The organism is Asanoa ferruginea (genome assembly GCF_003387075.1).
Lineage (GTDB): Bacteria > Actinomycetota > Actinomycetes > Mycobacteriales > Micromonosporaceae > Asanoa > Asanoa ferruginea.
In genome coordinates, this window is sequence record NZ_QUMQ01000001.1 from 5,699,261 (window position 1) to 5,711,822 (window position 12,562).

13 protein-coding genes and 1 pseudogene are annotated in these 12,562 nt (G+C 71.8%); 5 read left to right on the forward strand and 9 right to left on the reverse strand.

Annotated elements, in window-relative coordinates; genetic code table 11:
* Window positions 1-27 precede the first annotated feature (27 nt).
* Window positions 28-678, reverse strand: a complete 651-nt coding sequence (locus tag DFJ67_RS26690; RefSeq protein WP_116070538.1) for a ThuA domain-containing protein — start codon at window positions 676-678, stop codon at window positions 28-30.
* A gap of 57 nt (window positions 679-735) precedes the next feature.
* Here DFJ67_RS26690 and DFJ67_RS26695 point away from each other — a divergent pair, with 57 nt between their 5' ends.
* Both DFJ67_RS26695 and DFJ67_RS26700 read left to right on the forward strand, forming a co-directional pair.
* Window positions 736-1,050 carry an ArsR/SmtB family transcription factor gene (locus DFJ67_RS26695; RefSeq protein ID WP_116070539.1) on the forward strand — a complete coding sequence of 105 codons (315 nt, stop codon included), beginning with the start codon at window positions 736-738 and terminating at the stop codon, window positions 1,048-1,050.
* 278 nt (window positions 1,051-1,328) lie between these two features.
* Window positions 1,329-1,991: a nitroreductase family protein gene (locus DFJ67_RS26700; RefSeq protein WP_116070540.1), complete on the forward strand. Its 663-nt coding sequence runs from the start codon at window positions 1,329-1,331 to the stop codon at window positions 1,989-1,991.
* Here the strand turns inward: DFJ67_RS26700 and DFJ67_RS26705 are convergent.
* The 5 genes from DFJ67_RS26705 to rhaI form a co-directional block, all read right to left on the reverse strand.
* Entirely contained in the window at window positions 1,936-2,688 is a 753-nt protein-coding gene (locus DFJ67_RS26705) for an MFS transporter (protein ID WP_342353853.1), read from the reverse strand. The two genes, DFJ67_RS26700 and DFJ67_RS26705, sit on opposite strands and share 56 nt — an antisense overlap.
* A 36-nt stretch (window positions 2,689-2,724) precedes the next feature.
* Complete coding sequence (locus tag DFJ67_RS26710; RefSeq protein WP_116070542.1) at window positions 2,725-2,970, reverse strand: MFS transporter; 246 nt, start codon at window positions 2,968-2,970, stop codon at window positions 2,725-2,727.
* A gap of 129 nt (window positions 2,971-3,099) precedes the next feature.
* Window positions 3,100-4,518, reverse strand: a complete 1,419-nt coding sequence (locus DFJ67_RS26715) for a rhamnulokinase (RefSeq protein ID WP_116070543.1) — start codon at window positions 4,516-4,518, stop codon at window positions 3,100-3,102.
* Entirely contained in the window at window positions 4,515-6,545 is a 2,031-nt protein-coding gene (locus DFJ67_RS26720; protein ID WP_116070544.1) for a bifunctional aldolase/short-chain dehydrogenase, read from the reverse strand. Before DFJ67_RS26720 ends, DFJ67_RS26715 begins: the two co-directional genes overlap by 4 nt.
* A gap of 4 nt (window positions 6,546-6,549) precedes the next feature.
* Window positions 6,550-7,731 (reverse strand): L-rhamnose isomerase, encoded by a 1,182-nt coding sequence (gene rhaI, locus DFJ67_RS26725; protein ID WP_116070545.1) that lies wholly within the window; start codon window positions 7,729-7,731, stop codon window positions 6,550-6,552.
* A gap of 123 nt (window positions 7,732-7,854) precedes the next feature.
* Between rhaI and DFJ67_RS26730 the strand changes: the two genes are divergently transcribed.
* Window positions 7,855-8,877: a LacI family DNA-binding transcriptional regulator gene (locus DFJ67_RS26730; RefSeq protein WP_116070546.1), complete on the forward strand. Its 1,023-nt coding sequence runs from the start codon at window positions 7,855-7,857 to the stop codon at window positions 8,875-8,877.
* 9 nt (window positions 8,878-8,886) lie between these two features.
* Here DFJ67_RS26730 and DFJ67_RS26735 read toward each other — a convergent pair whose 3' ends face one another.
* Together DFJ67_RS26735 and DFJ67_RS26740 are read right to left on the reverse strand one after the other, a co-directional pair.
* The gene (locus tag DFJ67_RS26735) at window positions 8,887-9,423 is read right to left on the reverse strand and encodes a GNAT family N-acetyltransferase (RefSeq protein WP_116070547.1); all 537 of its coding nucleotides are present in this window, start codon (window positions 9,421-9,423) and stop codon (window positions 8,887-8,889) included.
* Between the two features lie 40 nt (window positions 9,424-9,463).
* The gene (locus DFJ67_RS26740) at window positions 9,464-10,228 is read right to left on the reverse strand and encodes a class I SAM-dependent methyltransferase (RefSeq protein WP_170215990.1); all 765 of its coding nucleotides are present in this window, start codon (window positions 10,226-10,228) and stop codon (window positions 9,464-9,466) included.
* 54 nt (window positions 10,229-10,282) lie between these two features.
* Between DFJ67_RS26740 and DFJ67_RS26745 the strand changes: the two genes are divergently transcribed.
* Together DFJ67_RS26745 and DFJ67_RS26750 are read left to right on the forward strand one after the other, a co-directional pair.
* Window positions 10,283-10,930 carry a VOC family protein gene (locus tag DFJ67_RS26745; RefSeq protein WP_116070549.1) on the forward strand — a complete coding sequence of 216 codons (648 nt, stop codon included), beginning with the start codon at window positions 10,283-10,285 and terminating at the stop codon, window positions 10,928-10,930.
* 38 nt (window positions 10,931-10,968) lie between these two features.
* Window positions 10,969-11,709, forward strand: a pseudogene (locus tag DFJ67_RS26750) (class I SAM-dependent methyltransferase); the annotation flags it as partial.
* Here the strand turns inward: DFJ67_RS26750 and DFJ67_RS26755 are convergent.
* On the reverse strand, window positions 11,710-12,561 hold the full coding sequence (locus DFJ67_RS26755) for a helix-turn-helix domain-containing protein (protein ID WP_116070551.1): 852 nt from the start codon (window positions 12,559-12,561) through the stop codon (window positions 11,710-11,712). It abuts the pseudogene before it with no gap.
* Window position 12,562: the final 1 nt, after the last annotated feature.

The window sequence follows — 12,562 nt, forward strand, 5'->3', positions numbered from 1 at the left end:
CGCAAGCGTGGTGATGAGCCCGGATACTCAGTTGGCGCCGCGTAGCCAGGTCGCGGCTCGGCGTAGCAGTGCGGCGTGCGCGGGCTCCGCATAGGACCGGGTGTCGTGGCCGAGCGCGTCGTAGACCAGCCGGCCGCCGCCGACCTCGCGGGCCCAGACCACCGGGTGGCTGGTGCCGGCCTCCTCGTGGGTGAACAGCGGTGTGACGCCGACGACCACGTCGAGGTCGGTGTAGCGCTCGTCGACGACCTCGAAGTCGCCGAGGCCATCGGCGACCGGGTGTGCGACCGCGGTGCGGTGGACCTTGCTCGGGCCGAGCGGCGGGTGGAACGTGCGACCGTGCTCCCAGACCGCGCCGAGGATGGCGCGCCAGGCCGGCGAGCCCGGGAAGGCGACTGTCGCACTGTGCATGGCGAGCAACCCGCCGCCACGGGCCAGGAAGGCCTGCACGGCGGCGACGAAGGTGGCGTCGCCGGGCACCGGCTCGACCCGGTAGGCGGTCGCGTTGACGACGAACAGCTCGGCGCCGTCGAGCGCTGCCTCGAGGCGGTCGACGTCGTTGACGCTCGTCGCCGGCCCGAGCAGGTCGGCCAGGGCGGCACTGGTGGCCGGCAGGTCGTGCCAGGGATCGGCGTGGTCGTCACCCTGACCAGTGAAGATGACGGTGTCGTGGGACATGTGAGGGCCTGATTTCGATGATTGGCGAAGTCTCGAAACCGAGGCTAGCATGGGCTGGTGCGCGCCCTCCACCATCCCGATCTGGCCTCGATCGAGCTCGCCACCTTGCTGGCGGCGCTCTCCGACCCGGTGCGGCTGAGCGTCGTCCGCCAGCTGGCATCTTCCGGCGGCGTGGTGTGCGGCAAGTTCGACGCGCTCTCGGAGGTCAGCATGTCGACGCTGTCCCACCACCTCAAGGTGCTCCGCGAGGCAGGCATCCTGCGCGTCACCCCGAGCGGCAGCTTCCGCCGCCACGAGCTGCGGGCCGCCGAGGTCGACGCGCGCTTCCCAGGCGTCCTGCCGGCAGTGACCGCCAACCTGGTGCCGGCATGACCGGGCTGTTCCGGCTCTGCCTGGCCGCCAACCTGGCGCTGGCATGACCGGGCTGTTCCGGCTCTGCCTGGCCGCCAACGTGGTGGCGGCATGACCGGGCTGCGTCGGTTCTGCCTGGCTGCCAACGTGGTGGCGGCATGACCGGGCTGCGTCGGTTCTGCCTGGCTGCCAACCTGGTGCTGGCATGACCGGGCCGTTGCGGCTCTGCCTGGCCGCCAACGTGGTGGCGGCATTACCGGGCTGCGCCGGCTCCGCCTATCCGTCGATGAGGTGTCGAAATGACTAGCACGCGCGGGCTCGGGCTCAGTGCCGACCAGGTGCTCACGACCACCCGGGCGGTGCGCCGGCGGCTCGATCCGGGCCGTCCGGTGCCCCGGGCGGTCATCGACGAGTGCGTCGAGATCGCCCGGCAGGCGCCCAGCGGCCGCAACCGGCAGCGCTGGGACTTCGTGTTCGTCGAGGATCCGGCCACCATCGCCGCCGTCGCCGGCTGGTGGCGGCGTGGGCTGGCGATGCCGGCGCACGACGCGGCCGGGCCGGCCTTCAGCCGGATGAGCTTCGGCTCCGCCGAGTGGCGCAAGATTGCCGGCAGCCTCGACCACCTCGCCGCGCACCTGCACGAGATGCCGCTGCTGCTGATCCCGTGCGTGCGGGTTGATTCCCGCTCCGAACTCGACGGCATCCGTGGGCAGGCCGGTGCCTGGGGTTCGGTCGTTCCCGCATTCTGGAGCTTCATGCTCGCCGCCCGCGAGCGCGGATTGGGCACCGCGTGGACGACCAGCCACCTCAGCTATGAGCGCGAGGTGGCCGACCTGCTCGGCATTCCCTTCGACACCGTGGTGCAGGCGGCGTTGACGCCGGTCGCCTACACCGTCGGCACCGACTTCAGACCCGGTCCACGGGCCGGTGCGGCGACGTTCGCACACTGGGACCGGTGGTAGGGCGCTCGCCCACCGCCGACCCGGCGAGCAGCGCGGCAAAGCCGAAGAGCACTGCGATGGCGGTCAGCGCGCGCAGCACGGTCACCCGGTCGCCGAGCAGGCCGAGCAGCGGGCGACCGGCCAGGAACGCGCAATAGCCGATCGACGCGACCACGCTGACCCGGCCCGCGGCCAATTCGGGGTCTTCGGCCGCGGCGCTCATCCCGACCGGGAAGCCCAGCGCGGCGCCCAGGTCCCAGAGCACGGTGCCGGCCACCGCCAGCGGCAGGGTGGGCGCGAACACGAACAGGGCGGCGCCGGCCAGGCCCGTCAACGCGAGCACCCGCAGCACGGCGGCCCGGCCGTAGCGGTGCAGCAGCCACGGCCCGCACCACCGCCCGATCGTCATGGCGGCCAGGAAGGCCGCGAACGCGAGCGTCCCGAGCGCCGCCGAAGTGTGGCGGCCGTCGACCGCGGCGATCACGATCCAGTCGTTGCCGGCGCCCTCGGCGAGGGTGAAGGCGAGCACGAACAGTCCGATGAGGAGGGTCCGGCGTTCGCGCCAGGCGGCGAAACCGGTGCGCGCCTGCTTGTCCACGCGGATGTCCGGCAGGAAGCCGCGGGCGAAGGCCGGCACGGCGATGGCGACGACAACGGCGATCACGCTCAGGTGGGCGGCGAACGGCACGTCGAGAGCGACCAGCGCGGCACCGGCCAGCGCACCCGCGACGCTGCCGACCGGGAAGCCGGCGTGCTACCGCGACATGATCGACCGGTCGAGCCGCCGTTCGACGACGGTGCCTTGGAGGTTCATCGAGACGTCCCACGCGCCGGTGGCCATGCCGAGCACGAACAGGCCGATCGCGGCCGGTGCCAGGCCGGCGAGCGCGCCGATGGACATCGTCGCCAGGCCGGCCGCGAACAGCACCGCGCTGACCGTGACAACCCGCCGGGAGCCGAAGCGCGCGACGGCCGGCCCCGAGAGCACCAGCGCGAGCACGGCGCCCGCCGAACCGACCAGCAGCGCGTCAGGCCCGGGCCGGCGGGGCTGAGCTGGAGTTGGTCGCGGATCTGTGGCGGCCGGGCGAGCAGGCGAACGTCGCGACCGTGGCCGCGCGCGGCCCGGAGCTCACCCGAGCCGGCCCGCGGCGGCGTCCCACGCGGCGGTGTCACCCCGAGGGGCGTAGGCGAGGAGTTCGTGCGTCTCGCGGGCCAGCTTGCGCAACTCAGCCAGGCCTCCGCGGAGCGCGCCGGCGGCGCGGGCCTGGACCAGCACGTTGCCGACCGCGGTGGCCTCCACCGGGCCGGCCACCACCGCCAGGCCGCAGGCGTCGGCGGTGAGCTGGCACAGCAGCGCGTTGCGGGCACCGCCACCGACCAGGTGCACGACCCGCACGTCGCGGCCGGACAGTGCGATGGCGGCGCGGACCGCCCGGCGGTGGGCCAGCGCGAGACTGTCCATGATGCACCGGACGAGCGCTGGCCGGCTCTCCGGCGCGGATTGCCCGGTGCGGCGGCACTCCCGTGCGATCCGTGCCGGCATATCACCCGGGGGCAGGAAGACCGGGTCGTCGGCGTCGACGACGGCGCCGAACGCGGGCTCGGCCGCGGCGGCCCGCAGCAGCGCGTCGAGGTCGCCGTCGCCCCACTCGCGCAGGCACTCCTGGAGCAGCCAGAGGCCCATCACGTTGCGCAGGTAGCGGATCGTGCCGTCGACGCCGCCCTCGTTGGTGAAGTTGGCCCGCCGGCTGTCTTCGGTGAGCACCGGCGCGTCGAGTTCCACGCCGACCAGGGACCAGGTGCCGCAGGAGATATAGGCGAAGTCGGGGCCGTCGGCCGGCACGCCGACGACGGCCGAGGCGGTGTCGTGCGAGCCGACGGCGACCACGTCGGTGGGGTAGGGGAGCGCGGCATCGGCGCGGACGGGCCCGATCCGATCGCCGGGGCGGCGCAGCGGCGGGAACAGCGAGGTGGGCAGGCCGGCATCCGCGATCAGGTCCGTGGCCCAGGCTCGGGCGCGGACGTCGTACAACTGGGTGGTGGAAGCGTTTGTCTCTTCGGCGCCGATCTCCCCGGTGAGCCAGTAGCCCACCAGGTCGGGGATGAGCAGGAGGTGCCTTGCGGCGGCCAGTTGCGGGCTGCCGGACGCCGCGGTGAGTTGGTAGAGGGTGTTGAACGGGAGTTGTTGCAGGCCGGTGGTGGCGTAGAGCCGCTGCTCGCCGAGCCGTTGGGCTGTCGCCCGCCAGCCGTCGGTGCGCCCGTCGCGATAGTGCACCGGGTTGCCGAGCAGCGCGCCGGTGGCGTCGACCAGGCCGTAGTCGACCGCCCAGGCGTCGACGCCGACGCTGTGCACCGGGCCGGCGGCGCGCAACCCGTCGAGGATGCCCGCGTAGAGCGCCAGCACGTCCCAGTGCAGCGTGCCGCCGGCCCGGACCGGGTTGTTCGGAAACCGGTGCACGGTCTCCAGGTCGAGCCGGCCGTCGCCGACCCGACCCACGACGACGCGGCCGCTGGACGCGCCGAGGTCGACGGCCGCGTAGGCGTTCACCGCAGGAAGGCGGCCGGGACGCCGGCGTCGACCGGCACGTGCAGGCCGGTGGTGTGGGACAGGTCGCCGGCGGTCAACGCGAACACCGCGTTGGCGACGGTTTCCGGGAGCACTTCGAGCTTGAGCAGGGTGCGCTGGGCGTAGTAGGCACCGAGGTCCTGCTCCTTGACGCCGTAGACGGCGGCGCGTTTGGCGCCCCAGCCGCCGGCGAAGATGCCGGAGCCGCGGACGACACCGTCGGGGTTGATGCCGTTGACCCTGATGCCGTGTGCGCCGAGTTCGGCGGCGAGCAGGCGGACCTGGTGGGCCTGGTCGGCTTTGGCGGAGCCGTAGGCGACGTTGTTGGGGCCGGCGAAGATGGAGTTCTTCGAGGAGATGTAGATGATGTCGCCACCCATCCCCTGGTCGACGAGGATCCGCGCGGCCTCCCGCGAGACCAGGAACGAGCCCTTGGCCATCACGTCGTGCTGTAGGTCCCAGTCGGCCTCGGTGGTCTCCAGCAGGGGCTTGGAGATGGACAGGCCCGCGTTGTTGACGACCAGATCGACGCCGCCGAACGCCAGGGCCGCTTCGTGGAGCGCGGCCACGATCGCGGCGGTGTCGGTGACGTCGGCGGTGACCGGGATCGCGGTGTCGGTGCCGCCGATCTCGGCCGCTACCTTGGCGGCGGCGGTGCCGTCGCGGTCGGCGACGACCACGCAGGCGCCCTCGCCGGCGAGGCGGTGTGCGATGGCGCGGCCGATGCCGGAGCCGCCGCCGGTGACGAACGCGATCCGGGTGGCCAGGGGCTTGGGTGTGGGTAGGCGTTGGAGTTTGGCTTCTTCGAGTTGCCAGTATTCGATGCGGAACTTCTCGGCCTCGTCGATCGGCGTGTAGCGGGAGACGGCTTCGGCGCCGCGCATCACGTTGATGGCGTTGAGGTAGAACTCGCCGGCGACGCGGGCGGTCTGTTTGTTGGCGCCGAAGGAGAACATGCCGACGCCGGGCACGAGCACGATGGCCGGGTCGGCGCCGCGCATCGCCGGCGAGTCGTCGGTGGCGTGCCGCTCGTAGTAGGCGCGGTAGTCGGCCCGGTATTGCTCGTGGAGCGTCTTGAGGCGTTCGACCGCCTCGTCGTGTGGTGTGCTGGCCGGCAGGTCGAGGACCAGTGGGCGGACCTTGGTGCGCAGGAAGTGGTCGGGGCAGGAGGTGCCGAGGGCGGCCAGCCTGGGGTGTTCGGCGCGGGCGAGGAAGTCGAGCACCTCGGGGGTGTCGGTGTAGTGGCCGACCACCCGGCGGTCGGTGCCGGCCAGCCCGCGGATCACCGGGGCCAGGGCGGCGGCCCGCGCGTGGCGCTCCTGCTCCGGGAGTGGTTCGTAGCCGGCCAGCGGCGCCCCGAACGGGTCGGGCCGGCCGTGCTCGGCGATGTAGGCGGCGGCGGCACGGATGATCTCGCCCGAGTTGGCTTCGCATTCCGCGCTGGTGGCGCCCCACGCGGTGATCCCGTGGCCGCCGAGGATGACGCCGATCGCGGCCGGGTTGGCCGTGCGGACGGCAGCGATGTCGAGGCCGAGTTGGAAGCCGGGACGGCGCCAGGGCACCCAGAGGACCCGGTCGCCGAAGATCTCCTTGGTCAGCGCCGGCCCGTCGGCCGCGGTCGCCAGCGCGATGCCGGAGTCGGGGTGCAGGTGATCGACGTGCGCGGCGTCGACCAGACCGTGCATCGCGGTGTCGATCGACGGCGCCGCACCACCCTTGCCATGCAGGCAGAAGTCGAACGCGGCGACCATCTCGTCTTCACGCTCGACCCCCGGGTAGACCTCGACCAGCGCCCGCAGCCGGTCCAGCCGCAGCACCGCGAGCCCGCCCGGTGTGAGGGTGCCGAGGTCACCGCCGGAGCCCTTGACCCACAACAGCTCCACGTCGCCACCGGTCACCGGGTCGGTGTCGGTGCCCTTCGCCGAGGTGTTCCCGCCCGCGTAGTTGGTGTTGCGCGGATCGGCGCCGAGCCTATTCGACCGGTCGATCAGTTGGTCCACAACGGACATTTGTTCAGGCTCCCCATCCGGCGGCTTCGCCGCCCACTCGTGCGGCCTGCACGGTCTCGTAGTAGCCGGAGCCCTTGAAGGCGGCGATGGGGTCGGGGTCGAGACCCTGGTCTGCCCGCAACTCGCGGAGCAGGGGCCGGACGTCGGTGTGGTAAGCGTCCATCAACGCGGCGTTGGCTTCCAGCACGTCACCATTCTCCTGTGCCGCGGCCAGCGCGGGGGCATCGACGAGCAATGCTTTTGCTGTCGCTTCCTGCACGTTCATCACCGAGCGGATGACGGCCTGGATCTTCGGCTCGATGTTGTGGCACTGGTCGAGCATGAACGCGATGCCGGCCGCCGGGTTGAGCGCGTCCGCCGAGACGATCTCCTGCATGATCCGGAAGAGCTGGAACGGGTCGGCCGAGCCCACCATCAGGTCGTCGTCGGCGTAGAAGCGCGAGTTGAAGTCGAAACCGCCGAGCTTTCCGGCCCGCAGCAGGAAGGCGACGATGAACTCGATGTTCGTACCCGGTGCATGATGTCCGGTGTCAATGACAACCTGTGCCTTGTCGCCCAACTGGAGGCAGTGGGCGTAGGAGGTGCCCCAGTCGGGCACGTCGGTCATGTAGAAGGCGGGCTCGAACAGCTTGTATTCCAACAACATCCGCTGGTCGTCGCCGAGTCGCTCGTAGGTCGCCGACAGCGCTGACGCGAGGCGGTCCTGGCGCGCGCGGATGCTGTCCTGGCCGGGATAGTTGGTGCCGTCGGAGAACCAGAGCTTCAGGTCGCGGGAGCCGGTGGCGTCCATGATGTCGACGCACTCGATGAGGTGGGCCAGGGCCTTCGCGCGGATCGCGGGATCGGGGTTGGTCACCGAGCCGAGCTTGTAGTCGTCGTCCTGGAACACGTTGGCGTTGATGGCGCCGAGCGCGACGCCCTGCTCCTTCGCATACGCCGCGAGTGCCGCGTAGTCGTCGACCTTGTCCCACGGGATGTGCAGGGCGACCGTGGGCGCGACGCCCGTGAAGCGGTGCACGGTGGCCGCGTCGGCGATCTTCTCGTAGGGGTCGCGTGGCACGCCCGGCTGCGCGAACACCTTGAACCGGGTTCCCGAGTTTCCGAACGCCCACGAGGCGGTCTCGATCCGCTGGTCGCGCAGCGCCGCGAGCACGCGGCTCCGGGTGGACGGGGCAAGCTCGGTCATGGGTGGTCCTCCGCGCGTGGCCTCGAACATGAAACGTTTCATACGACGCATCGACGATATCCGCCGCCACGCTGAGGAGTCAAGGAGTGAGACGTTTCAGTGGATCGCGTACGCTGATCGACCATGGCGGCGAGCATCAAAGAGGTCGCGCAGCGGGCCGGCGTGTCGCTCGGCACGGTGAGCAACGTGCTCAACCGCCCCGACATCGTCTCGCCGCAGACCCGCAAGCGCGTCCAGGACGCGATCGAAGAGCTTGGCTTCGTCCGCAACGACTCGGCCCGGCAACTCCGGGCGGGCCGCAGCCGCACCGTGGCGATCGTGGTGCTCGACGTCTCCAACCCGTTCTTCACCGACGTGGTCCGCGGCGCGGAGGCGATCGTCGAAGGCGCCGGCGGCATGGTGGTGGTCTGCAACAGCGGCGGCGACTCGGCCCGCGAGCACCGCCACCTCGACGTGCTCGAAGAGCAGCGCGTGCAGGGCATCCTGGTGACCCCGGTCAGCGACGGCAAGCAGCCGCGGCTGGACCGGATGGCCAAACGCGGCATCCCGGTGGTGCTGGTCGACCGCGGTGCGGGCCTGGCCAACCAGTGCTCGGTCGCCGTCGACGACGTGCTCGGCGGCCGGATCGCCGCGCAACACCTGGCCGAGCGGGGACACAAGCGGATCGCGTTCGTCGGCGGCCCGACCAGCCTGCGCCAGGTGGCCGACCGCCTGGCCGGCGCCCAGGCCGCGCTCGCCGAGCACGGCCTGTCGGGGCCACTGGCGGTCGAGACGCCGATGCTGTCGGTCTCCGCGGGCCGCCAGGCGGCTGACGAGATCGTGGCGCTGCCGTTGTCGCGGCGGCCCACCGCGATCTTCTGCGCCAACGACCTGGTCGCGCTCGGGGTGCTCCAGGCGCTGACCGCGCACGGGTTGCGGGTGCCGGACGATGTCGCGCTGGTCGGCTACGACGACATCGAGTTCGCGGCCGGTGCGGCCGTGCCGCTCTCGTCGGTCCGCCAGCCCCGCGAGCAGTTGGGCCGCACAGCGGCGCAGTTGCTGCTCGAGGAGTCGACCGACGCCGACCACCACGAACACCGGCACGTGGTCTTCCAGCCGGAGCTCGCGGTCCGCCAGTCCAGCGCGAAGCGCCGCACCTCCCGTTGACGTGACGTTCTAGCGGCGACCGACGCAGTCGTAGTCCCAGAAGGTGTGCGCATAGACGAACGTTCCGGTCATCCAGCTCTCGTAGGCCGACAGCTTCATGACCTGGAAGGCCGCGTCGGGGATGCGCAGCGACGGCTTGCGGAAGTCGTGCTCGACGGCCGCGCTGAAGCCGGCGCGCGAATAGTAGGCCGGGTCGCCCTCCAGGAAGACCAGCGGGACGCCACTCCCGTCGAGTCGCTCCAGCCCGGCCCGGATGAGCGCGGAACCCACGCCGCGGCGCTGCCACTGCGGCGCGACCCCGAGCGGGCTCAGCGACCGCACCTCGACCAGCCGCTGCGGGGCATCGACCAGCGCGCGGCTGAACATGACGTGCCCCACGACCTCGCCCGCCTCGTCGGCCACCAGCGACAACGCCGCCGGATCGTCGCGCCGCAGCGCGTCCACGAGTCGCGCCACTGTGTCGCCGTGTTCACCGGCACCGAAAGCGGTCCGCTGGAGGGCGCCCACCGCGTCCCGGTCACTTACTCGTTCGTCGCGAATCTGCATGGCCGGCAACGTAACGATCTCGCGCGGTGCGGCCAATCGATTAACGACGGCGGGCCAGGTAGAGCGCTGTCTCGACGTGGAGGTCGACCTGGTCGCCGAGCGAGCCCTCAATGTCGAGGAAGAGCCTCGCCCGCACGTCGCCGTCGAGCAGGCGGTAGTCGGAGCGCGTGGACAGGTAGGCGACGTAGTCGACGGTCGACATCGGGCGGTCCCAGCGGTAGAGCCGCTCGGAAAGGTCACCGAACTCGGGCAGCGCGACCAGGTCGGTGCCGGGCCACGATGAGCGCAGCGATCGCTCGTCGGAGGTTTCGAAGTTCGGCACGATCTGCGGCGTGTGCCGGCGGTGCGCGGCGAGGACGACCGCCCGCACGTCTGGGTCGGCGGGCCGGTCGATGTTCCAGAACAGGGCGAGCGCCCCGCCCGGTGCGAGCGCGTCCGCGGCTCGTTGCCACCGCACGGCCGGATCCGTCCAGTGCCAGGCCTGCGCGCTGTAGAGCAGCCCGTATCGCCGGGTCGGCAGATGCTCCTCGAACGACGAGGCCACCACGGTCACGTCGGACACCCGACCGGCCAGGACGGCGGCCATCTTCTCGTCGGGCTCGACCGCGGTGACGGCGACGCCCCGGCGCGCGAACGCCACGGTCGCCTTGCCGGTGCCGGCACCGATCTCGATGGCCGGCGCACCGCCGAGCCGCGCATAGGCGAGAACATCGTCAACCAGCGCGGGTGGATAGCCAGGCCGGATCCGGTCGTATTCGTCGGCCACCTCGCCGAAGACTCTTGCCCCTGGCTCGTGCACCGTCACGGGCCACACCCTAGCGACCTGACAGCGGCTGGGCCGACCGATTAACGTGCACCGATGAGCAATGAGGGCTGGCAGGGGTTCCTCGCCGCGGACGGTGTCGCGGACTGGGTGGTGTTGCACGGCGGTGCGATGGCGGTATACCGCGTCCCGTCGTTGGCCGACGCGGTCCGGCTGGCCGCAGCGGTGGCGCAGGTCGCCGGTTTCGATGGCGCCGGCGCGCTGATGACGATCGCCGACGACCAACTCACGGTGCGGTTGACCCGCGACATCTGGCACCTGGAGCAACAGCACGTTCACCTCGCCCGGGCGGTCTCCGCGGTGGCGCGCGAACACAGCGCCGTCGTCGATCGCGCCCGTGCGCAAGAGGTGCAACTCGCTGTCGCGTCGCGACCGGACGCGATCGATGTCGGCTTCTGGCGCGCGGTCCTCGGCTACACCGGCGCCGCCGACGACAACGCCGTCGACCCGCTCGGCCACGGATCGACGGTCTGGATGCAGGACCTCGACCCGGCGAAGCCGCTGCGACACGCGATGCACGTCGACGTGACCGTCGCGCGCGAGCACGTCGAGGAGCGCCTGGCCGCCGCCCTCGCGGCGGGTGGCCGGATCGTCGACGACTCCAGCGCGCCCGCGGCGTGGACGCTCTCCGATCGCGCCGGCAACCGCGTCTGCGTCTGCGCCTGGCCCGACGGCGCCGCTTGACAGTATTCGTCGCGGCTGGGGACGATCCCGGCATGCCCGGCACACAGCTTTACGACTCCATCGGCGCCACCTACACCGCGACGCGGCGCACCGAGCCCAGGATCGCCGCACAGTTCTGGGCCGCGCTCGGCGACGCGGACACGGTGTTGAACATCGGGGCCGGCACCGGCTCCTACGAGCCCCCGGACCGTGCCGTCACCGCGGTCGAGCCGTCGGCGCTCATGCGGGCCCAGCGTGCCGCGGGTGCGCCGCCGGCCGTGGCGGCGACCGCGGGGAGCCTTCCGTTCGCCGACCAGTCCTTCGACGCCGCCATGGCGTTCGCCACCATCCATCACTGGCCCGACCCGATCGCCGGCCTGCGCGAGATGCGTCGCGTCGCCCGCCGCGTCGTGGTGTTCACCCACGAGACCACCGACGCCGGCTGGTTGCACCGGTTCTGGCTGACCCGCGACTACCTGCCCGAGATCGGTGCCTACCGGGTCGGCCGGCCTTCACTGACCGAGCTGGCCAGCGCGATCGGAGCCCGCACAGAGCCGGTGCCCGTTCCCTGGGACTGCGTCGACGGCTTCTTCGAGGCCTACTGGCGCCGGCCCGAGGCATACCTCGACGAAGGCGTACGCCGCGGCACGTCGGTGTGGACCACGGTCGGGCCCGAGGCCGAGCAGCGGGCCGTGCGCGAGCTCCGTGCCGACCTCGACTCGGGCCGGTGGGCCGACCGCAACCGCGATCTCCTCACGCTCGACGCGGCGGAGCTCGGCCTCCGCCTGCTCATCGCGTGACTAGCGCGGCTCCGTGTGCGCCTCCCGGGCGCTCCAGCTCGCGAGGAAGGTCAGGGCCTCCGCGGACGGGCTGGCCGGCTCACAGGTGTAGGTGATGATGGTCAGGCCCGGGTCGCCAGGGAGTTGGAGGGCTTCGCCGGTGAGCTCGAGGTCGCCCGCGATCGGGTGGTGCATCGTCTTGGTCGCGGTGAAGTGCAGTTTCACGTTGTGGGTGGCCCACCAGGTGCGGAACCGTTCGCTGCGGGTGCTCAGCTCGCCGACCAGGTCGGTCAGCCCGCGGTCGTAGGGGTTGCGGCCGGCCTCGGTGCGTAGCGCGGCCACGCAGTCGGCGGCGACGGTCTGCCACTCGCGATAGAACTCCTGTGACCGCGGGTCGAGGAACAGGTAACGGGCGAGGTTGAAGCCGCCGCCGCGGATGGCGTCGGCGAACAGCGCCCGGCCGAGCCGGTTGGTGGCCAGGATGTCCATCCGCCCGTTTCGCGCGTACGCCGGAGCATTGATGGTGTCGAGAATCCGCTGCACACCCTGGCGCACGCCGGACCGGCTCGCCGACCGGCGTGCGGGCCGACCGGTGGCCGTCTCGGCCAGGTCGAACAGGTGCGTGCGTTCGGCCTCGTCGAGCTGGAGCGCACCGGCGAGCGACTCGAGCACCGAGCGGGAGACGCCGCTCAGGTTGCCGCGCTCGAGGCGGGTGTAGTAGTCGGTGCTCATCCCGGCGAGCATCGCGACCTCCTCCCGGCGGAGCCCTTTGACCCGCCGCTTGCCGCCGAACAGCGGCACCCCGGCCTGTTCAGGGGTGAGACGTTCGCGGCGCGTGGTGAGGAAGTCGCGCACCTCGTCCCGGTTTTCCATG